The 22572-nt window shown below is 47.3% G+C and carries 13 protein-coding genes and 1 tRNA gene; 8 read left to right on the top strand and 6 right to left on the bottom strand.

Annotated features, from left to right (window positions below; genetic code table 11):
* Nucleotides 1-53: 53 nt before the first annotated feature.
* The 4 genes from ABIE50_RS30635 to ABIE50_RS30620 all read left to right on the top strand — a co-directional run bounded on the left by ABIE50_RS30635 (nt 54) and on the right by ABIE50_RS30620 (nt 3931).
* A complete protein-coding gene (locus ABIE50_RS30635) occupies nt 54-1487 on the top strand; it encodes an APC family permease (protein ID WP_209862818.1) in 1434 nt (477 codons plus the stop codon).
* Nucleotides 1488-2098: 611 nt separating this feature from the next.
* Complete coding sequence (locus ABIE50_RS30630) at nt 2099-2704, top strand: DUF4254 domain-containing protein (protein WP_142686082.1); 606 nt, start codon at nt 2099-2101, stop codon at nt 2702-2704.
* Nucleotides 2705-2714: 10 nt separating this feature from the next.
* Nucleotides 2715-3755, top strand: a complete 1041-nt coding sequence (locus ABIE50_RS30625; RefSeq protein ID WP_209862813.1) for a glycosyltransferase family 9 protein — start codon at nt 2715-2717, stop codon at nt 3753-3755.
* Between the two features lie 105 nt (nt 3756-3860).
* A tRNA-Gln gene (locus tag ABIE50_RS30620) sits at nt 3861-3931 on the top strand.
* 434 nt (nt 3932-4365) lie between these two features.
* Here ABIE50_RS30620 and ABIE50_RS30615 read toward each other — a convergent pair.
* Nucleotides 4366-5244 (bottom strand): methyltransferase domain-containing protein, encoded by an 879-nt coding sequence (locus tag ABIE50_RS30615; protein ID WP_354028252.1) that lies wholly within the window; start codon nt 5242-5244, stop codon nt 4366-4368.
* A 630-nt stretch (nt 5245-5874) separates the two neighbouring features.
* Here ABIE50_RS30615 and ABIE50_RS30610 point away from each other — a divergent pair.
* From ABIE50_RS30610 to ABIE50_RS30595, 4 genes are all read left to right on the top strand, one after another.
* Complete coding sequence (locus ABIE50_RS30610) at nt 5875-9096, top strand: SusC/RagA family TonB-linked outer membrane protein (RefSeq protein WP_209862810.1); 3222 nt, start codon at nt 5875-5877, stop codon at nt 9094-9096.
* Between the two features lie 20 nt (nt 9097-9116).
* On the top strand, nt 9117-10613 hold the full coding sequence (locus ABIE50_RS30605; protein WP_209862807.1) for a SusD/RagB family nutrient-binding outer membrane lipoprotein: 1497 nt from the start codon (nt 9117-9119) through the stop codon (nt 10611-10613).
* A 26-nt stretch (nt 10614-10639) separates the two neighbouring features.
* A complete protein-coding gene (locus ABIE50_RS30600; RefSeq protein WP_209862804.1) occupies nt 10640-12961 on the top strand; it encodes an arylsulfatase in 2322 nt (773 codons plus the stop codon).
* A gap of 158 nt (nt 12962-13119) precedes the next feature.
* Nucleotides 13120-14211: a sterol desaturase family protein gene (locus ABIE50_RS30595; RefSeq protein WP_354028251.1), complete on the top strand. Its 1092-nt coding sequence runs from the start codon at nt 13120-13122 to the stop codon at nt 14209-14211.
* A gap of 59 nt (nt 14212-14270) precedes the next feature.
* Here ABIE50_RS30595 and ABIE50_RS30590 read toward each other — a convergent pair whose 3' ends face one another.
* From ABIE50_RS30590 to ABIE50_RS30570, 5 genes are read right to left on the bottom strand one after another with little or no spacing between them, the layout of a single operon-like run.
* Nucleotides 14271-15335: a redoxin domain-containing protein gene (locus ABIE50_RS30590; protein WP_209862801.1), complete on the bottom strand. Its 1065-nt coding sequence runs from the start codon at nt 15333-15335 to the stop codon at nt 14271-14273.
* A gap of 23 nt (nt 15336-15358) precedes the next feature.
* Nucleotides 15359-16864 (bottom strand): PKD-like family lipoprotein, encoded by a 1506-nt coding sequence (locus tag ABIE50_RS30585; protein ID WP_209862798.1) that lies wholly within the window; start codon nt 16862-16864, stop codon nt 15359-15361.
* Nucleotides 16865-16891: 27 nt separating this feature from the next.
* Nucleotides 16892-17647, bottom strand: a complete 756-nt coding sequence (locus ABIE50_RS30580) for a DUF4843 domain-containing protein (RefSeq protein WP_209862794.1) — start codon at nt 17645-17647, stop codon at nt 16892-16894.
* Between the two features lie 33 nt (nt 17648-17680).
* Nucleotides 17681-19120: a RagB/SusD family nutrient uptake outer membrane protein gene (locus tag ABIE50_RS30575; protein ID WP_209862791.1), complete on the bottom strand. Its 1440-nt coding sequence runs from the start codon at nt 19118-19120 to the stop codon at nt 17681-17683.
* 10 nt (nt 19121-19130) lie between these two features.
* Nucleotides 19131-22448 (bottom strand): SusC/RagA family TonB-linked outer membrane protein, encoded by a 3318-nt coding sequence (locus tag ABIE50_RS30570; RefSeq protein ID WP_209862788.1) that lies wholly within the window; start codon nt 22446-22448, stop codon nt 19131-19133.
* Between the last annotated feature and the right edge of the window lie 124 nt (nt 22449-22572).

Genomic DNA, 22572 nt, shown 5'->3' with positions numbered 1-22572 from the left:
TATCTTATAGTCCCGGTTCCATTTATGAGCCGGGATTTTTTATAAATATCAATATGGAAATCAACCAGACTAAATCATTCAAGCCATCCCTGGGCCTGCTGGACGCCACCATGATAGTGGCCGGTTCTATGATCGGTTCCGGGATCTTTATTGTAACTGCAGAAATTGCGCGCAGCGTGGGCGGCGCCGGATGGATCACCGCTATGTGGGTGCTTGCAGGAGTGGTAACACTGATTGCTGCCCTCAGTTATGGTGAGCTGTCGGGGATGTTCCCCAAAGCAGGAGGTCAGTATGTGTATCTCCGGGAAGCCTACAATCCTTTCATTGCATTCTTATTCGGGTGGACGCAGTTCGGCGTTATTCAAACCGGTACTATTGCCGCGGTGGCGGTGGCCTTTGCCAAGTTTACCGCTTACCTGATCCCGGGTTTCAGCGAGAAGAATATACTGCTGGATGCCGGTATTGTTCAGATTTCTGCAGCACAGATAGTGGCTATTATATCTATCATCTTACTAACATTTATTAACACCCGTGGTGTACACCATGGTAAGCTGATACAAACGGTATTTACGCTGGCGAAACTGCTTTCTTTGTTCGGGCTCATTATTTTCGGATTGCTGTTTGGGACAAAATCCGGGATCTGGAATGCCAACTGGCAGCATGCCTGGGATGCAGCTGCAGTTACTTCACAGAATGGTACGGTGATAACAACTGCTTTATCGGGGCTGGCATTATTTGGCGCCATCGCTGTTTCCATGAAAGGGTCGTTGTTTTCCAGCGACGCATGGAACAACGTAACTTTTATTGCGGGAGAGATTAAGAACCCCGCCAAGAATATTGGCCGTTCCCTTTTCCTGGGAACGCTGATTGTGACTATCATTTATGTGAGCTGTAACCTGATGTACCTGGCTGTACTGCCACTGAATGAAATTGCATTTGCGGCCAACGACCGTGTAGCCGTAGCCGTAACTGAAAAGATCTTTGGTTCCAGTGGCGCCATTATTATTGCCATCATGATCATGATCTCAACTTTTGGCTGTAACAACGGGCTAATCCTGTCGGGAGCCAGGATCTATTACACCATGGCAGAAGATAAATTGTTCTTCAAAAAAGCAGGAGAGCTGAATAAGCACAGTGTGCCCGGCTATGGTTTGTGGATCCAGTGCGCATGGGCTTCCCTGCTTTGTTTGACAGGAAGGTACAATGATCTGCTGGCACTGGTGATTTTCGGTGTACTGATATTTTATGTACTTACTATCCTGGGTATTTTTATTTTAAGAAAGAAACGCCCGGAGGCAGAGCGGCCATACAAGGCATTTGGTTACCCGGTGCTGCCTATGATCTACATTATTGTGGCGTTATCGCTGGCGGCGCTGTTACTGGTGTTTGAGACCAGCTACACCTTACCCGGACTGGGCATTATATTATTGGGCATTCCGATTTATTATGCCACCAAAATAAAGCTGACGGCTGATCCGGAAAGCTAATTTGGACAAAAAAACACATTAATTACCACTAACGTTGTATAAAAAAAGGGGTCCACTGCAGTGTAAAATGCAGTGGACCCTTTTAATTTGCACTAAGACACAAGGACATAACGATGTCCGCTTTTAAACCCTGATTTTTTAGAAAACCCGTTACTATTTGAGAATAATTAAACAAATGAAATTGTCAACATTAGCAGAGGAAATCCCATAAAAGCAGTGGTGAGAACCACTTCCGGTTGATGAATAATGTAACGTCTGTGATCCTGGCCCTGTAATTGGTGATCTGACAATTTGTTAACAGCTATATTATTTAAACACCCTCAATTAAAACGTGTAGCCATTAGAGTGATTGATTTTTACTGCATTCAAAAAAAATATTCAAAGCAACAAATCATTATAAAATATTATTGCCAGGATGGTGCAATGGCATCATTTACGGTAAAAAAAGGAAATAAGGTGGTATAACCTTGACGGCATCTCAACCCCAAGATAACCATTGAAAGCCTTCACGATTTGCATTCTCGAACATTCACATGACAATCTTTTACAATAAGCGTATGGTCTCTACCATGCGCTTCTTTTTTATTGTTAGCCTTTTGTACATTTGCGCCATGTTTACACAATTGTGCAATAAGATATTTAACCAGAGTATCGTGGCCTACCATGAGCACAATGATGTGCATCAGGCCATTTCCAATCCCTATGAAAAGAGCAGTATTGAGCACCTGCTTTTCCTGAAAAACTGGATCGACACGGTGCAGTGGCACCTGGAAGACATTATCCGCGACCCGAACATTGACCCGGTGGAAGCACTGGGGATTAAGCGCTGGATAGACCGCTCTAACCAGGAACGTACAGACGTGGTGGAGTATATTGACAGCTATTTCCTGGAGAAATACAGCAACACGGTACCCGCGGCAGATGCCACCATTAATACGGAAAGCCCCGCCTGGGCAATAGACCGTTTGTCTATTTTAGCCCTGAAAATTTATCATATGCAGGAAGAGGCCACCCGTGCAGACGCCACGCCTGAGCACCGGGCCGCATGCCAGCGTAAGCTGGATATACTCCTGGAGCAGCAGAAAGACCTGGGCACTGCCATTGAGGCACTCCTGGCTGATATTGCTGCCGGCAGGAAGTTTATGAAGGTATACAAGCAAATGAAGATGTATAACGATCCTTCCCTGAACCCGGTTTTATACAAGAACGAAAAATAAACCTCCATACTTGGGCACAGTTAAAACGATATTGGTTACCCGGTTGTCTGCTTTAGGCGATGTAGCCATGACCATTCCTGTAATGAAGCAGGTACTGGATGAAAATCCGGATGTGGAGATTGTTTTTGTGACCAACCGGAACTGGGGAGCTTTGTGCGCGGGCATTCCCCGGCTCAGTTTTTTCCCGGCAGATGTGAAAGGGATTCACAAAGGGATAAAAGGATTGTACCGCCTGTTCCGTGAAGTGAGGAAAGCCCACCGGATTACAGCAGTGGCAGATCTGCACAATGTGCTGAGATCCCAGATCATCCGGACTTTTTTCCGCCTGAGCGGTACGCCTGTGGCGGCTATTGACAAGGGCCGTGCAGAAAAGAAGGCGCTGACCCGCCGTGAAAATAAGGTATTACAGCCGCTCAGCAGCACAATAGAACGGTATGCGGAAGTTTTCCGGCAACTGGGTCTTCGCTGTGAGATGGGCCGTAAACCTGTTTTTCAGCCCCGTATACTGCCCGGATCAGTTACAGCGGTAACTGGTCCCAAACAAGGCAAAAAGTGGATTGGACTGGCTCCTTTTGCCACTTACCGGGAAAAAATGTATCCTTTGGAGAAAATGGCGGCCGTATTAGGAATGCTGGCACGGGAGCAGGGAATACAGCTGTTTTTGCTGGGAGGAGGTAAACAGGAGGTGGCATTACTGACACAACTGGCGGCGCAATACCCGGAGGTAATTGTGGCGGCAGGGCGTTTTTCCCTGGAAGAGGAATTGGCGCTGATCAGCCAGCTGGATGTGATGATCAGTATGGATTCGGCTAACATGCACCTGGCTTCCCTGTTTGGAGTGCCGGTAGTATCTGTTTGGGGCGCTACCCATCCTTTTGCAGGATTTATGGGTTATGGGCAGGCGCCGGAAAATGCTGTTCAGATTCATGATCTTCCCTGTCGCCCCTGTTCTGTGTTTGGCAATAAACCCTGTTTCAGAGGGGATCACGCCTGTATGGAGTGGATAAAACCGGTACAGATAGCGGAGAAAGTAAATGAGATTGTTTTATAAAGGCGTTGCAGCAAAGGATTTCACGGGATATTTCAAAAATATTGCAAGTTTTTTTTGCAGGAATAAAAAAAGTTATACTTTTGCCATCCCAAACAATAAGGGTATTGCCCAATAGTATAATGGTAGTACGACAGATTTTGGTTCTGTTTGTCTAGGTTCGAATCCTGGTTGGGCAACAAAAATAAAAAAGTCCGCTGATCAGCGGGCTTTTTTATTTTGGGAATGGTTATGATAGTAACCTATCTTTTATGGTTGATGAGGACAATGGAAATCAGGCTACCTGTACTACCCCTTGTTGTAATAAATCCTCCAGCCTGTGGTAACGATGGAAATAAGGTAATTATTTGCCATAAGGAAAAACCATTTGCATTTCAAAAGATGCAGTGCAGGCACATCTGAATCATGGAGATCACTGGGGAGCATGCAATGGCTTTGCGACTATGATGGAATTTGCAGACGATGATAAACCCGGCAAACACCTGCAGGTGAAAGTATAGGTAGTGAGAAGCGGTGTCCAGGTTGCAACTGAGAGAATAATTATTCAATAGCATGCCGGTAATTGGCAGATGCAAAGCCCCCAGCTGGTTTTTCCGGCCGGGGGCTTTTCGTTTTATGATCCTTTCCTGCATTTTATAATAATAAACCGGAAGGAAGGTTTGCCCGGCATTGTTTTATTGGGCTCTTCTATCTCAAAAAAATCTGTTAGTCCGTATTCTCCGAATTCCTCCCGGACAGATTCGTTGTCGTAGAAAAATATCCTGGCTCCCTTTGTTGCTTCAAAACGATCTTTACCTATCTGTGTGCCTGCTCCGTAGTTGGGTGAATTTTTTGAAATAACGGAGAAGAAAAGATATCCATTGGGCTGCAGCTGATCGTAGCAGTCGCGGATGAGCTTTTTCCGTTCTTCTTCATCCAACAGGTAAATCAGTCCATAGCTGAAAATCCCCCCGTAACGATGATGATCAAAAGGCATATCTGTTACTGAGCCGTGATAGATTTTCATACTGTTGCCATAATGCGCTCTTGCCAGATCAATAGCCGTTTTCGAAATCTCTATGCCTGTTACCTTGATACCATTGTCTATAAATACTTTTGCATTCCTTCCGTATCCTATGCCCGGAATCAATACATCTTTAATACCTTCCCTTATAAAAAAATCCTTCGCTAAAAGAGTAGAGTCCGCCGGCTCAAACCCCCACATAGTCTGCTTGTCAATAAAGCTGGACTCCCAGAATGACCCTGTTTCGTGAGAGCTGGGTTTACTTTTGATACAAACCTTGTCTTCCATCAGTATACAAACGAATCCCAACGCCCGGACAGTTGAAATGACTGCATCTGTATTAATTTCCGACGCCTCCACGCGAAGTATTTTGTCGCGATCATTATGATCAAAGTTGATACGTGCACCGGGAAGCGTTTCTTTCAGCGCCTTTAACACGTTTTCTGCCAGCTCCGGTTCCGGGATATTTGTTTTGAAGATTTCAATCATGATAAAGTATTTATTTGACGGCAACTGCAACAGTCTTCCAGTCATGTTTCTTCCAGCCGATTTTATTTTGCCGGTATTCTCTGAAAGACAAAGGTAGTGATATTTTCATTAATGCAACTATGTTGCATTAATGAAAATATAGATCTTAGGTTGTTAATACTAAACACCGGCGCCATTAATGATAATTTCCTGTGAATGTTGATATGTTGAAACTTAATAGTAAAGCGGGTATCAGCGGGAATTAGTAACTGTTGTCCAACTTTTTTTTTGGGCAGCGCTTGCGTTTTCCAAAACCCGGTTGTATATTTGTCTACAATTATAGTAGACTAATAGGATTTACCACCACCAAAGTCTTTGTCACCCACCATACAAAGCAAACCTTATTAGCTACCATACTTTATTGAAGTCGCTTCACGGAAGCGGCTTGTTCAACCAATTTAATATTTCAACAATGAATCAGCTATTGTACAACAATAGAAACAACGGAAAACTTAACGCGGATACATTTACATCCGCCTGTTGTTGTTGCTAAGGCTTTCCGGTCAAAACATCCGAATAACTAAATGACGCGTAGCGTAGTCATCATGGGCATTTTATTGCCCGATTCTTCCAACATCTAATTCCCTTTGTATGTTCAGATATTTACGTAATGCACTATTGTGCGCTGCATTGTTGTCCTTTACCAGCAACGCTTATTCGCAGGCGGCAGTGCTGCTGAAAGGAAAAGTAATTGACAATAAAACGCAGGAGGCGCTGCCAGGCGCATCTGTGCGTATTAAAGGCGGTACATCAGGTACACTGGCAGATGCAACAGGCGCCTACCAGTTAAGCCTGCTGAAGCTGCCTCAAACCATCATTGTTACTTTCATCGGGTATCAGCAGCAGGAAGTACTGATCACAAAAGATGACCTGAACAAGGTGATAAAACTGGAGCAACAGCAGTCGCTGTCTGAAGTGGTAGTGACCGCCGTAGGTATAAAGAGCGCTACCAGGTCGCTGGGCTACAGCGTTGGTGAAGTAAAAGCCGCTGCATTGAAAGACAGCCGGGAACCCAACATAGTAGCGGCGCTCAGCGGAAAGGTAGCCGGTGTGCAGATCAGCAATTCCGGAGGCTCTCCCGGTGGATCATCTACCATAAAGATCAGGGGTAACAGCTCGCTGCTGGGAAATAACGCACCACTGTTCATTTTGGATGGTGTGCCTGTGGATAATTCCATACAGGATATTTCCCCGGTATCAAACAGTGTATCGCTGGCTACGCCATCTAACCGTGGCATTGATATTAACAGTGCAGACATCGCGAGCGTAACAGTGCTGAAAGGCCCTGCTGCCGCTGCATTGTATGGTATCCGTGCATCGAACGGCGCGGTAGTGATCAATACAAAAAGAGGCAGTTTGCTTACGGATAAATCTTTCGGTGTGAGTTACAGCGGATCATTTACTGTTGATAAAATAAACCGTCGCATGCAGCCGAGGCAAACCATTTTTTCAAACGGCATCGGTGGGCAATATGTGAAACCCGGTATCACCGGCTCCGATGAAAACTGGGGCGCATTGCTGGATACGCTCACTTACAGCTCAGTACCAAGTAATTTTGATAAGAACGGAACGATTGTAGGAAAGAGCGATCCTGCTTCTAACGGTATACCTGTTAACCGCTATGATAACATCGGTAACTTTTTCGTTAACGGCTATACGAACGATCAGAATATAAGTTTCTATGGTAATACGGGTAATGCGGGGTATTATTTCTCCTACGGTAATCTGAAGCAAACCGGTATTATTCCTACTACAGATTTCTTCCGGCATACTTTCCGCTTTAACGGCGATTATACAGTGAACGAACGGCTGAAAGTATCCGGTGGTGTTAATTACATTAAGGACGGAGCAGGCAATAGGGCGCTGATGGGAGGGTTTAATACCAACGTAGTACGTGCGCTGATGAATTCTGCTGTAAATTTCGATATTACAAATGGTTACTCCAAACCATGGGAGCACCCGGAATCCTATAAGCTGCCGCCCACTACTAACAAGCCCTGGGGCGACAGCCGCTCATACGCCAATGGTATTGGATGGGATAATCCTTACTGGTCGCTTAATATGAACCCGCAAACCGATGAGCTGAACCGCTTTATTACTTTTGCGGAAGCCACCCTGGATATTACCAGCTGGTTAAAAGCCACCGCCCGTTATGGGATCGATAACTATACCGATGTACGGAAAGGCGCTTTCAGTCGCGGTACCTCAGGAGTAGCCACCGGTACTATCAACGATGTGAATTATGCAAGGAGAGACAACAACCTGGATGTATTACTGGTAGGCGATCGTAAGCTCAACAACGACCTGCAGCTTACCGTAGTGGCGGGGTACAACTATTACAATTCCTGGAAGAACCAGGTGAATACCCGTGGTGATGGATTAACGATCCCCGGTAATTTTAATATCTCCAATGCTTCATCTACCCAAACTTTTAATCAAACCATACGCAGAAAGCTGGTAGCCGGGTATGCAGATGTGAAGCTGGATTACAGGAAGTGGTTATACCTTGAGCTTACCGGGAGGAACGAATGGACCTCCACACTGGCCAAAGGAAAGAACGCTTTCTTTTATCCTTCTGCCAGTACCAGTTTTATTTTTACAGATGCACTCCATTGGAACAACAGTATACTGAATTTTGGTAAGATCCGCGCTACCTATGCACAGGTGGGAAATGATGCTGACCCTTATTCTCTTGAAACCTATTATGTGCCCACTACCAGCGGCGGATGGATACAGAGCGGAATCAGTTTCCCGTTCAACGGCAAGCAGGGGCTTAGCTACAGTGCTACCATCGGTAACCCCAACCTGAAGCCGGAACGGATCAGCACCTGGGAAACCGGACTGGATCTGCATTTCTTCCATGATAGAACACAACTTGAAGCCGTTTACTATTACAACAGCAGTAAAGACCAGATCATACCAGTTACCTTGCCTTACTCTACCGGCGCCGCCTATACGCTTACCAACGCAGGCAACATCATCAACAAGGGAATTGAAGCCAGTTTGCAGCAGCGTATTTTCAGCGGCAGAAGATTTTCATGGACAGCTACCGCACTGTTTAACAAAAACATCAGCCGTGTGAACTATATCGCTGATAATCTTTCCAATGTTAGTCTTGGTGGCATATGGATGGAAGCCCGCGGCCAGGCCGGACAGCCATACGGCGTATTTTACGGCACCGACGTAAAGCGTAACGATGCCGGCAAACCTATCATCGACGATAACCCGAACAGTGCCACCTATGGATACCCGTTGGTGAATACCACCTTTACAAAAATCGGGGATCCGAATCCTGATTTCAATGTGGGTTTGCGTAACGAATTGCGATATGGCGCATTCAGCTTTTCCTTTTTACTGGACGGGCGGTTTGGCTTTGACCTGTTTAACGCCCCGCGTTTGCAGATGGTGTTTAACGGTGTAGATGCGTCTACCGCAGCGAGGGGCACTACCACTGTTTTTGATGGCGTTACTGCCTCAAAGGGAACGCCTAATACCATTGAAGCGGTGTTGTCGCAGGCATGGTACCGCAACACTTTCAACATACAGGGGCTCTATATTGAGCATGATCTCTACTGGGTGAAACTGAAAGATGTAAACTTTACCTACGCCCTGCCGGCTACCCTGTTGAAACCTGCGCATATAGCGGCGGCCAGTGTTACGCTTACCGCCAGGAACTTTTTGCTTTCCACCAACTATACAGGCAGCGATCCCGACCTGGGAAGCCGCAATGGTTTGTCGAATGCAGCGGGTATTGATTTCTGGACAACGCCCAATACGAAAAGTTACGGGGTGGCATTAAACGTTTCTTTCTAATCCATTAAGTAATCAGCAACATGAAAATATATTCATCTACTATAGGACGTTTATTTATTGCAGCGGGCATGTTAACGGCGCCGGCCTCCTGCTCGCTTGAGGATACGAATGTTAACCCCAACGCCTCTACGGAGGTATCTGTGAGCGCAGTACTTACAGGCGCCGAAGTAGCGCTTGGGTTTAACCTGGGCGTTAACGCAGGCCTTATCGCCAATATCTATATTCAGCAGGCATCCGGTGCAAATGGGGACGCTGCTTCCTTTGACAACTATGCTTCATCCACCCAGTATTTTAATCAAACCTGGAGAGGATTTTATGTTGAGGTATTGGATGAGCTGAAAATTGTGAGAACCACTGCAGCGCAGCAGCAACTGCCTTATTACAGTGGTATTTCCCGGGTGCTGAGCGTATATAGCTATGGCACCTTAACCGATCTTTTCGGGGATATTCCATACAAAGAATCATTGTATGGTAACAACATCACCAACCCGGCGTATGACAAGCAGGAAGATATTTACAAGTCGTTGCAGGAGCAGCTGGATTCTGCCATTGCGGAGCTGTCGCAACCGGCAGGCAATAACCTGGGCGCACTGCCGGCCACGGACGATGTGATATACGGCGGAAATATTGAGCGGTGGAAATCGCTTGCGTATACATTGAAGGCAAGATATGCGGTCCATCTTACTAAAATAAACAGCAAAACGGCAGCACAGGCCGTGTTAGATGCACTGTATGACGGCGCCCGCTACAGGGGAATAGCAGATAATTCTGCTGATGCGCTGGTGGTATTTGGCGCTTCTACCACTAATGCCAATCCTTTTTACCAGCAGAATACCAACAGGCCGGGATGGATAGGGCTTGGGGCATCTTTTGTAAACCTGTTGAACGGAAACGAAGTAACCGATGCACCTACCAAACCGGAAGGGCTGTTTGCAGATCCGCGCCGTGCCTATTTTGCCACTCCATATCCTGCAGGCAGTAATACATACCGAGGCAGCGCGCCGGGAGTGCCGGGCGCATTTTCAGTGATCGGCAGCTATTATGGTACTGCTACTTCACCGGTGGTGATCAGCAGTTTCTCCGAAGCCAAATTCCTGGAAGCGGAAGCGAGGTGGAGGATCAACCCGGCAGACCCTTTAGCTAAAACAGCGCTGGAAACGGCCATCCGGGCCTCTTTTCAACGGGTGATAAGCAATAGCGCAGATCCTTACGCTACCCCGGAAAAGCAAGAGGCATATATAACGGCTAAGGCTATATTAAACGGAGATTCAGGAAATGATCTGAAGAATATTATCACACAAAAATATATTGCCTTGTTCCTGCAACCGGAGGCCTGGTCGGATTACCGTAGAACAGGCTATCCTGCATTACCGCTGGCAAAGAATGCCACCAGCGTTGCCAACCCCAACGGGCAGATCCCGCGAAGGATCCCTTACCCGCAGAATGAGCAGTCGTTGAATAAAAACACTCCTGCGGGGTCGGGGTATCAAACCCCTGCTTTGTGGTGGGACAAATAAAACTTCAGCCAATTAAATCAAAAGAAATGACTTTCTCTTCCTCTTCCGGATCCTTTATTTCATTACTGCTGCTGGGCGTTGCATCAGGCGCTTATGCACAATACAGCCCGCAGAAAAGTTACGCCGGGAAGCCGGGTACTAACCTTGCACAAACGGTGATTACCCCTGCGCCTTTCAATCCCGTTGCACCCGCAGGAGCCCCTAATATTATATATATTATGCTGGATGATGTAGGATGGGGCGCCAGCAGCGCATTTGGCGGGTTAGTGGAAACACCTGTTTTTGATAGTCTTGCCAATAACGGTCTACGATATACGAATTTCCATACTACTGCTATCTGTTCGCCTACACGCGCGTCTTTGCTTACCGGCCGCAATCATCATTCAGTGAATGTGCCTACAGTCATTGATGCCGCGGTGAACCTGCCCGGTCACAATGGTTATATGCCGTTTGAGAAAGGCACGGTAGCAGAAATATTAAGGGAAGATGGGTATAACACTTACGCTGTTGGTAAATGGCATATAACTCCCAGCCCGGACCTCACGCCGGCAGGGCCTTTTAACCGCTGGCCTACAGGCCGTGGGTTCGACGCTTTCTTTGGGTTTATGGCCGGGGAAACAGACCAGTATACGCCCGCGCTCTGGGAAAATACTGTGAAGGTAGAACCGGACCTGCAGGGAAAACATCTGACCACTGTATTGGTGGATAAGGCTATTTCCTATATCGCCGGGCAGCATTCAGCTGCACCTGATAAGCCTTTCTTCCTGTATTTTACACCGGGCGCTACGCATGGCCCACACCAGGTAGATAAGTTCTGGATAGAAAAGTACAAAGGTAAATTTGATGCAGGATGGGATGTGTACCGGGAGCAGGTATTGGCCCGGCAAAAGCAGCTGGGGCTTGTTCCTCAGGATGTAACACTGCCGCCACGCAATCCCGGTGTAAAACCATGGGAGTCGCTTTCCGCTACGGAGAAAAAGGTGTTCTCCCGTTTCTTCGAGGTATATGCGGGATTCCTTTCCCATACTGATTATGAAGTAGGCCGCCTGGTTAATTACCTGCGTGATACCAAACAGCTGGATAATACGCTGATAGTACTTATTATAGGCGACAACGGCGCCAGTAAGGAAGGTGGTTTGAGCGGTCATGTGCATGGTATTAACGAGTACATAGATGGCAGTTTATTTACCCAAAACTATGAAAGCAGGATAAAGGATATTGATAGTTTGTATGATAAGATAGGCAGCCCGGAATCGGGGCCTAACTACCCGGTGGGATGGGCACAGGCTGCGAACACACCGTTCCGTTACCTGAAGCAGGATGCCAACAGTGAGGGTGGTACCCGTAATCCGCTGGTGATCTTCTATCCCAAACTGATCAGGAAAGGAGGCGTACGCACGCAGTATTCACATGTGAACAGTGTTACGCCAACCGTGCTGGAAATTGCAGGGCTGAAAGTGCCTGAAGTGATCAATGGCTACCCGCAGGATACGCTGGAAGGTATCAGCCTGGCTTACACTATTAACAACGCCGCCGCTCCGGGCAGACATCATGTGCAATACTACGAAATAGCCGGTGGGCGCGCTATCTATAAAGACGGCTGGAAGGCTGCAGTAAGCCACAAACGCGGCACCCCATTTACGGCAGATAAATGGGAGCTGTATAACCTGGATAAGGATTTTAATGAGCAGCATGATCTTGCCGCTGCCAATCCTGCAAAACTAAAAGAGCTGCAAGATCTTTTCGATAAAGAGGCCTGGAAGTATAAAGTGTACCCGTTGCTGGGAGATACTACCCGCCTTACTCCTGGGATCCTCACCCGTGGCCCGCTGGATAACAGGGCCAGTGCAATATTATACCCCGGTATAACGCAGGTGCCTACACGCTCGGCTCCATTCCTTTCAGAGCAGTCGTTTATTATTAAGGCAGATGTAGAGTTGAATGATATAAAGAATGAAGGCGTATTGTTAAGTGTTGGCGGGCGTTTTTCAGGATTTACTTTTTTTGTGCAGCAGGGAAAACTGAAAGCAGTACATAACAATAACGGGCGGTTAACAGATCTAACATCAGGAAAAACGCTGGCGCCCGGGAAAGCGGTGCTTCGTTACGAACTGAAATATACACCGGCACTGCAGCTTACAGACCCGGCCGGTACCGAAGCGTTATACATCAACGACGAGAAAGTAGCGGAGCGTGCCATCACCAAAGCAGATGCAACTATTTCTCCTTACGACGAAGGGCTGGATGTAGGAAGGGATCAGGGTTCTGCAGTATCGCCCTTATACAGGTCGCCTTTTAATTTTACCGGTAAACTTAACCATATCGAAATAATACATCCTTCACTTTAAATCTTCTATTATGACGTTAACAGATCTTGTTTTAATAACAAAGAAAATTGCCATCGGCATAATAATATTCCTGGTGCCACTGGTGGTTATCGGTGGCAGTATCTGGCTGATTCATTTTTTATTCAATCAACATCATTGATCACATAAAAAAGATAATTATGACAACAACAGCAAAAACGCCGTCGCGTGTAATCCTGAGGGATTCCCTGATAAGCTTACTGCTATATATATTGCCGATAGGACTTATGTTCCTGTCGTTTTATATCAGTGGCAGTAAACCCTGGCTGCAGGCCACTTCCGAGCATCTTGGTTTCCGCGCACCTGCATTTGTGGAAGCCGTGTTCAATAACCTGAAAACATGGGGACTGCCAGCTATCATGGTGGTAGTGGGGGTGATAGAATTTTCCGTGGGATTTTATGAGAACAAATGGACGAAGAACGAGCGCACGCTGGATATAGTTTGCTTTATACTTCCGAAGGTGGTATTGCGCCCGATGATTGCTTATTTCGGGTTGAAATTATTACCGTTTGTTTTACCTGATGCAAAGAATATATTTGCCTGGGTGCCTTTCTGGTGGGGCTTTGCCATCATGGCTGTGGCGGATGATCTTACACAGTACTGGTATCACCGGCTGCATCATCAGCTCCCGTTACTATGGCGTTTTCACCGCACGCATCATTCCGCTCCTTATATGGGTATGGCTATGACGGGCAGGCAGAACATTATTTATACGGCATTCTTTTCTCAGATCTACCTAACGGTTACGCTTACCTACCTGGGACTTGGTTACCCGGCGCTTTTTGTAGGCGGCATAAAATCACTGATCACAACGGCAGCACATTCCAGTATTAAATGGGATAAGCCGTTTTATACCATCCGCTGGCTGAATCCTATTGGCTGGGTAATGGAGCGCCTGATTTCAACGCCCGCCACGCATCATGCGCACCATGCGGATACATCGGATGATGGCATCGGGTATTACAAAGGTAATTTTGGCAACATGTTTTTCATCTGGGACCTGATCTTCGGAACAGGTATTATTACCCGGCAGTACCCCGTTGCATATGGATTGAAGCATTATAAAGAAGAAGAGTGGTATGCCCAGTTGTTGTGGCCCATTTTTAAATCGAAGAAGGAAGGCAGTGAACTGGCCCATAACGGGCCGGTAGTAGGTGATGAAGTGGAAGAAGCGCCTGACCCCGTGGTTGTACAGCCGGTGGTTGCCATTGTGCGCGCAGAAGCGGTATAATATATTGGATATAGCAAAAAGAAACCGCTCCGGGCAAGTGTTTGGAGCGGTTTCTTTTATTACTTCAGTAATTCATCCAGTTTCTCCAGTCCTTCTCCTCTTAAGTTGGCTGCAATGATTTTTCCTTCGGGGCTCACCAGGTAATTCTGTGGAATGTACCGGATCGCATATTTTTTAGCGCCTTCTGCGTTCTGCGGATCCAGTGAAGAGATCTGCTGCCAGGGGAGGTGATCTTCCCGGATGGCTTTGATCCAGTCGGCCCTGGACTTGTCCAGCGAAACGCCAAGGACAGTAAAGTTCCTGCCTTTATACTTCTCATAAGCTTTGAGCACATGCGGATTTTCAGCGCGGCAGGGCATGCACCAGCTGGCCCAGAAATCGATCAGCACATATTTTCCCCGGAAATCTTTCAGGGAAACGGCAATACCGGCAGTATCCTTTTCAGTGAAATCAGGAGCGGGGTTCCCCGGAAGCAACAGCTTTGCCTGTTCCAGGGTTTTGGTGAACGCGAGCCCGGCTGAGCTGTTTTTCAGTTCAGGCGATAATGTATTGAACATGTTTTCTTTCTGCTGCATGCCTGTTAGCCCGCCGATCTCATTCAATACAAGATCAAGGCTGATCCGGGATGCCGGATGTTTTTCCACAAATTCACGGTAAATATCCTGCTGGCGTTTTGAGATGGCTGCGTAAGTATTCTGTGTACTGTCGGGCTGCCGGTCAGAAGCCTTGCTGAGCGACAGTTTCAGTTGGTTGTATGCTTCATTGAGCGGTGTGCCGCTTACGCGTATTTGCCGGCCGGTATCTGCATTGGTCACCGTTATGGTGCCTGCTTCCAGGTAAAAGCCTGCGCTTGAATAAGTTCCTCTTTTGCTACCGGAAGGAGTAGTAATGAAGATGTTGGCTTTCACTGGTGTGGAGATGTTCCCGGTCAATGTAAAACGGTCATCGCTGATCCTGGCGGAGTCGTGTACCGGTTTACCATCCAGCTGGTAATGAAGGTGCGCCCAGGTTTGATGGTCCGCTTTGCGCAGGCTGCCATTGATAGTGAATGGCAGCCCGGCATAGGATGCAGTGGCGGAAAGCGCCAGCAGCAACAGGAGGAGGTTGGTTTTGATTTTTCTCATTTTATAAAATTGTATGTTGGTTGTTATCTTTCCCTGTAAGCGATGCAGGCAATTTTCCCTGTTCCGGTATATGATCTGTACAATTGTAATTGTGCATTGATGTCTGGAACGGTATACATATCGAGTATGCCGGAGTTTTCCGGCTGTCCCTGGACATAGGTGCCTACCAGTAATTTTTTGCTGAGAGTGGTATAATACACGGCATTGGAAGCGGTTGCATAGGTAGAGGCAAACGGTTGGAATTTCAGGAGCGAAATTTTCCTGTTGCCATAGTCGTGCATAAGGATGCTGTGTTTGGCAGCGTGATCATATTCATACAATTTTCCACCAGCGTTATAGAACAGGTAACCAAGCTCGGGGCTTACTGCAAATGTTTCTGCACCGGCGATATTTTCCCCGGTTATTTCTGCAAAATAATTCTGCTTACCTGCCACGGTGAAGCGTGCCAGGAACAGCTTACCGGTAGCATGACTTTTCAGTACTGCAAATACCTCCCCGCTGTTATAAGGAACAAAGGTGGCATAGAGCAGGTCCATACCTGTGCTGAAATTGAAAAGGTCGCCGTTGGGCAGGGTAAGACAGGTAGTACCGGAGCCGGGATAGCGCAGGAAGGTTTTGCTGTCGTCATTGAAGATGATAGCGGCTCCTGAAGAAGGATTTTGTCCTACCCAGCGTGATGCATTGAACAATGCAGTGCCGCCGTCCTGGGTGTTTATGGGGTTTGTAATAGAGCTGAATCCTATGGCATAGATATTTTTATTAACGTACAGCAAACCGCCATACATCCGGAGGTTTATATCCGCACCGGTCCAGTCGGTGATGGGCTCCGATACCGACATGAAATTTTTCAGGTCATAAGCCGGTACATAGTCCAGCGAGTCCAGACCGAGCAGCACGGCATTTTTACTGGTGGCTACAAATATGCCGAGCGACCCGTTAGTGGGGCCTCCCAGGTAAGCGAACTGGGTAGCTATAAAAGAAGGCGTGCCGGTAGTTTTATATGCTGAATGTACTTCTTTGAGGATATCGGGATACAATGTATCGGAGTTGCCCCTGTGTGAAATCATATCCAGGCGGCTGTTACCGTTTTCCATATCGCACAGCATCATCCATCCTTCATAGGAAGGCGCTCCTACGTTGAGGGTAAAATAGCTGTCGGTGAATACGCCGGTCCTTTTATCGGTAACGCGGTAATACATGGCATAAAGGCCATAGTCAAGGGTGATGGTGGTATCCAGGTTCCTTGCCGTGGAAATAATGGTGGGCGCCATTGTGTAGCCTACCAGGTGATCGGCCACCCAGGTATAGGTATAGTTAGCGGTATCTTCGTGTGTATCCTCCGAAAATTTCAGCACCGGCTTAATCTGCAGTCGTGTACCATAATCCAGTAAGTAAGCAGAATCTACTCCCTGTATTGTAACGCGGTTGATGGGCGTATAGTTGTAATTGCCTTTGTCTTTCATACATGCTGTCAGGAGGCATGCAAAAAAGAAAGACAGGAGTATTGATTTATAATGATGAGTATTCATGAGCGTTGTTAATAAGATGAATGAATGTTATTGAACGGCAGGTCCCATCTTCATTTCGGTCCCGTCTTCTTCTGTTATCATTTTACCTTCGTTCTTCTGGCTGGTAAGATAGATCTGGAACTGGCGTGCATAGTTGGTGAGCTGCGTAGTGGAATACAACGTACCGGAGTAAAAGCGTGTTAGTACGAGCGACCGGTTAGCAATGAGCAGCTCCAGTTTCTTACGGGAATAGGCACCAAGTGCGCTGCTATTGTTATCCCAGAGGTCTGGTTTGGGAAGGATATCTGCTATAATGATTTCCAGGTTGGTGGCCGATATTACATTTGCGGCCGCAGCATCAAATACGCTCATATTTGTCTGGAAATTTTTATCAGGGCTGAGCTTCAGGAAAAGTGATACTGTTTTTTCCCGGAGATCGGCAGGCCGGAAAACTTTTACGGGTACCAGTTTCCGGTTAGCACCGGCTGGAATGAACAGGCTATCGGTAACGGGTAAACGATAATGTTTATTTGCTGTAGCGGTAGTGGTAGCCTGGTCTGCCGTCATGTTAAATGATCTGTCGCCTGCCGTTACTTTTCCCAGAAGATTCACATAAAAGCCAGCACTGTCTTCGGTTTTGTTCCCCCTGAAAGCGAAGTTGATATAAATGGTATCATAGTTAACGTCCGACCGTGTATAAGAAAAATATACATTGTTTTCGTCTGTGTAACGCAGCAGCTCACTTTTGGCGCATCCTGTTATGAAAGCGGCAGTGAAGAGAAAGTATATTGGAAAATATTTCATGTTTTTGCATTGATACATTTAAGAAAAAGACTATTACCTGAAGGTGGTTTCGGATAACGGAAGCGGCACTACGTATTTATCCGGCGTCATGGTAATAGTGGCATTGGCAGAAGCGCCGCTGTTGATGGCGGTTTGATTAATACGCTTGTAATAGTAGAACAGTTGTCCTTCGCCCCAGAATTCTTTCTGGTACTCTTTGGTGATCTGCGCTCTTTTATCGCCGCTGATGGTAAGGGGAGGCAGGCCCCTGTTATAGCGGACCGAATTCAGCAGTGCGCCTGCTTTGCTGTCGTCTGTTTCTCCTTCGATAGCGATGTAATACAATTCTGTAATACGCATAAGCGGTTGGAGTTTCCGGTAAAGCAGGTTTTTGTTTTGTATATCTGCATACTTGAAAAAAGTTTTGTCTGTACGTATAGAAGTTCTGTCTACATCAAAATTGATCCGGTAACGGTAATCGTTACTGTAATCCTCATAAATGGCGGTGAGCCTTTGCGGCAGGGGCGCCAGCAGGCTGGTGTTAAGGCTTGCTGCGAACCAGCTGGTTTGAGTAGTATACATATCTGCATTTTCCAGTCCGAAAATTACTTCTGAAGAGAAGATCCGGTCGGGGTTTGCGATACCTGGTGCAGACAGTGCCGCCGGGCTCCAGGGAAACCAGGGTGTGGCTTCATTGATAATATTGTTTGCCACTGCAGCTGCCCCTGTATTATCGCGCCGGTACAGCAATACCCTGGCCAGCAGGGCCTTCACCGCGTAGTAGTTCATACGGCGGTTGCGCAGGCTGAAGAATTTATCTGAAACAGCATCGGGCACCTGTATACCTGTAGTTCGTACCGGGTCGTGTTCAAGCAGTTTTTCTGCGGTGGCAATATCAGCCAGTACATTGGCAACAACGGTATTGGCAGGCAGCAGGGCCTCTATTTTTGAATCCGGTGTAACAGGGTAAGGGATGGCTGTTTTAGTGGAGTCTGTGGCGTATACCGGGCCGAAAAGCCGCAGTATATCGAAAGCTACAAACGCCCGGAGCCCATATGCTTCTCCCAGCAGCAGATTTTTCTCTTCTGCGCTTAACACATTATTGGCGCTGTCAAGATTATGAATAAAGAGGTTAATATTGAGAATGGCTGTGTAGGAGCTGTTCCATATACCGGCAGTGTGCTGCATGGTAGTGGCATCCCCGTACTTATAACCCGCTGTTGTATAAAATGGATGTGAAGTAGCGTTGCAGTTATAATACTGAGCCAGCACATCGAGGGTAGTGGCGGTGAGCTCGCGGCCGTATACAGCTGGTTTTGCAAGGTTGAGATAAATACCGTTGATCACATTACGGATAGATGTCTGACTGCCGTATACCTGGTTTTCCAGGAACTTGTCTTCCGGCTGCACATCCAGGTATTTGTTGCACGATGCCAGTGTAAAAAAGAGAAGCGTAAGCAACAGGAGCGGAAATATGCGTTGTATCGGTTGCATAAAAAAGTATTTAGAAGAAGATGTTTAAACTAAAAGAAACTGCATTGCTGAAAGGGTAATCGATCCCTCTTTCCGCCCTGATGTTCGATAGGCGGAAAATATCGTTCATATATGCGTTCACCCGGATGGTTTGCAGTTTCAGTTGCCGTACCCACAGATATTGTACAGCGCGGAATTCATAACCTGCGTTAATGGATTCGCCGGTGAGATAATTTTCTTTCTGGATGAAGCGCGACGACATCGGGGTTTCATCAGTAAGACTGATACCTTTGAACAGTGCTTCATCGCCTGGTTGTTTCCATCGGAGCTCCAATGCTCTTTTATCCTGGTTGTACTGCAACTGGTCGAAGCTGATGTTCTCTACTTTATTGTACAGGGCGGAATTGAAAATATAGGCGCCAATGCTGTAACGTAAATTAATGCCGAAGAGAAATCCTTTGAAATTGAGATTGGAGCTTATCACGCCTTCTATCTGTGGCCTGCCATTGCCAAGCGGTACAATGTCGGCAGGATCGTATACCAGTGTTTTTTCGCCATTTGTTTTCCTGAAAACTTCTTTTCCGGAAGCGGGATCTATACCGAGAGATTTTACTGCCCAGAGCTCATCAGGGCTGTAACCATCGAGATAGCGTTGCAGGGATTTGGATTTCTGTGCTTCATCATTGAGGTTTTTGAGAATGTTGGAGAAGCCTTCATACCGGCTTTTGTATAAGCTACCGGTGTAACCGAGCGTCCACAGGATATTTTTACGGGGCTGGTAAACGGGTGAGTATCTGACAATAGCTTCCACTCCGCGGGTCCGCAGGTTGCCTACATTCAGCACATAAGTAGAAACCCCGGAGGATGCGGGCAGCGAGCCATTGGTGATCAGTGGCTTCGATAATTTTTCATATGCGTTGAAAGTAGCAGTGAGGCGGTTGTCGAACAGGGCGGCATCCACGCCAACGCTGGTACTTTGTGTTTTCTGCCATTCCAGCAGAGGGTTTCCAAGCTGGGTAAGATAAAGTCCCTGGCCATAGATGTTCAGGTTGTTTTCATACCCGTAAACGGAAGTGGAAGCATAGCTGCCAAGCGCCTGGTTACCCGTGGTACCTATATTTCCCCTGATACGCAGCATGGTTAGCCATTGCTGGTCCGATAGAAAATGTTCGCTGCTGATGTTCCAGCCCAGGCCCACCGACCAGAAAGGGGAGTATTTGTTTTCGGCGCCAAAAGAGGTGGAGCCGTCGATCCTGAAATTGGCATCTGCGAAATAGCGGTTGTCGTAGGCGTAGTTAACGCTGGCCAGGGCATTTACCCTTCTTACGGTTGTTTTCTGGTACACCGGTTTGCTGTCGGGCAGGAAACCATAAGCAAAAGCGGGATTGGGGTTTACGCCTTCGGGAAACCCGGTGGCCGTATAAGCGGAATAGGTTTGACTTTGTTCCTGCATTTCCGTTCTGGCGTTCCCGGTAAGACTATGCACATCCCTGAATACTTTCCGGTAAGTAAGCATCAGGTTGGCCTGGTAGCTCATGTTGTCTGTCCGTGAATCTGTATACCTGCCTTTGCGGTAAGTGTCTACGGTATCGAACATGGTATTGGCTGCGGGAATAAAAAGCGTTCCTTTGGTAGATCCTTTTTGTACCTGGAGGCCGCCGGAAAAGCGCCAGGTGCGGGTGAAATCGTATATGAAGTTAAGGTTGTTCTGAAGTATGAGCGTATTGGTATTATTCTTTGAATTAAGTGTGGCGTTGTATAACGGGTTGCCTACTTTAACAGTATCCGGAATAAAGGAGTTGGTGTTTACCAGGTAGGTTTCCAGGTACCTGTCGGTATTCAGGCTGCCGTCGTCTCTTTTTTTCCGGTAGTAGGGATTGATGTTTACGAAATCATTAAAAGTGCCGTAAGGCGATTCATCGGAATTGGTACCGTTTACATACAACTGGTTGGTGATATTCAGTTTTTTCCTGCGGTAGGCCAGGTCTACGGTGCCGCCCCAGGTAGTTCTGTCAGACCCTTTCATCACGCCGTTCAGGCCACGGTAATTGAGGCCTATGCCATATTGAAATTCCTGGCTGCCGCCGCTTACGCGCAGCGAGTGCCCGTTGGTAAAGCTGTTTCTCAGCGGCACATTGAGCCAGTAGCTGTTAACGCCGCTGCGCACTGCTGCCAGTCGCTGGTTATAGAGGTTATCATTTGTGATGCCGGAATAGCTCACATTGTCTTTCCTGTACAACCCGGCCAGGCGTTGGAATTCCAGGTTCTCTTCCGCATTCATCATGTTATAATCGCGGAGATCGGGTATTTCCCAGCGGAGATCAGCGGTGTAAGACACATTCAGCTCACCGGGTTTGGGTTGTATGGTTTCCACGATCACTACCCCGTTGGCTGCCCGGGAACCGTACAGCGCGGTGGATGCCGCATCTTTGAGCAGGGTAATGGAAGCCACCCTGTTAATGTCGAGATCCACGATCTGCTGCAGGGTTGTTTCCATTCCATTCAGGATGAACAGGGGTTGGTTGGGATCATTGGAAAACTGATCTCTTACCGTACTGGATGAAAGGCTTGTTTTTCCGCGCACTTCTATGTTGGGTAGCTGGTTGGGGTTGGAGCCCTGGATATTATTGGTGGTAACAATGAAGGAAGGGTCCAGTGTTTTCAGGCTTTGCACTACGTTAAGATTGCCTACCCGCCGCAGGTCTTTTCCGCTGAAAGAGGCTACTGCACCGGAAAAGGTCAGTTTGTTCCTGTCGAACATCCCTGTGCGCACCACTACATCCTGTATGTCTACTGCAGCCCGTTCCAGCTGGATAGTGCGGATCCCTTCCTTCCAGGGCTTCAGTTCCAGCGATTTGAAACCCACAAAGGTGATGAGGATAACGGATTTTTCGTCCGGAATACGTAGCAGGAAAGTCCCATCTGCCTGGGTGAAGGCGCCAAGGCGGGTTCCTTTCACAATTACGCTGGCGCCGGGTAATGGCTGCCCGCTTACATCGGCTACACGGCCTTTCAGTATAATAGGCTGCACCTGGTCTTCCGTGCTGCCCGACGACCTGTAAGGGCTTATTACAATTGTATTGGCATCGCGGATAGTATAGGTAAGCGGCAGGCCTTTCAGGCATTGCGTCAGTACTTCTTTCACCGGCGCATTTTTTACGTGCAGGTCGAACCGCTTTTCTTCCGGCAACATATCGTTGTTATAAATAAATACATACCCCGATTGTTTCCGGATCTCTTTAAATACTTCTGCCAGCGTAGTGCTGTTTTTTGAGATCGTGATCTGTGAGATGCCTGTTGCCGCTATGTGCAGACATGTCATCAGCAGAAAAATAGCTTTAGACTTCATGGTTGATAATGGTTTGGTCTTTGTCCTGCCACCATAGTGCAGGAACTGATGATAAAGCCACAAATTTTCATTTGTGTAGATTCTGGTTTAATCGCGTTATCGAATGGAGGTATTATCTGCGCAG

The organism is Chitinophaga sp. OAE865, from assembly GCF_040546735.1.
Taxonomy (GTDB): Bacteria; Bacteroidota; Bacteroidia; order Chitinophagales; family Chitinophagaceae; genus Chitinophaga; species Chitinophaga polysaccharea_A.
This window is presented reverse-complemented; position numbering and strand designations above follow the sequence as displayed.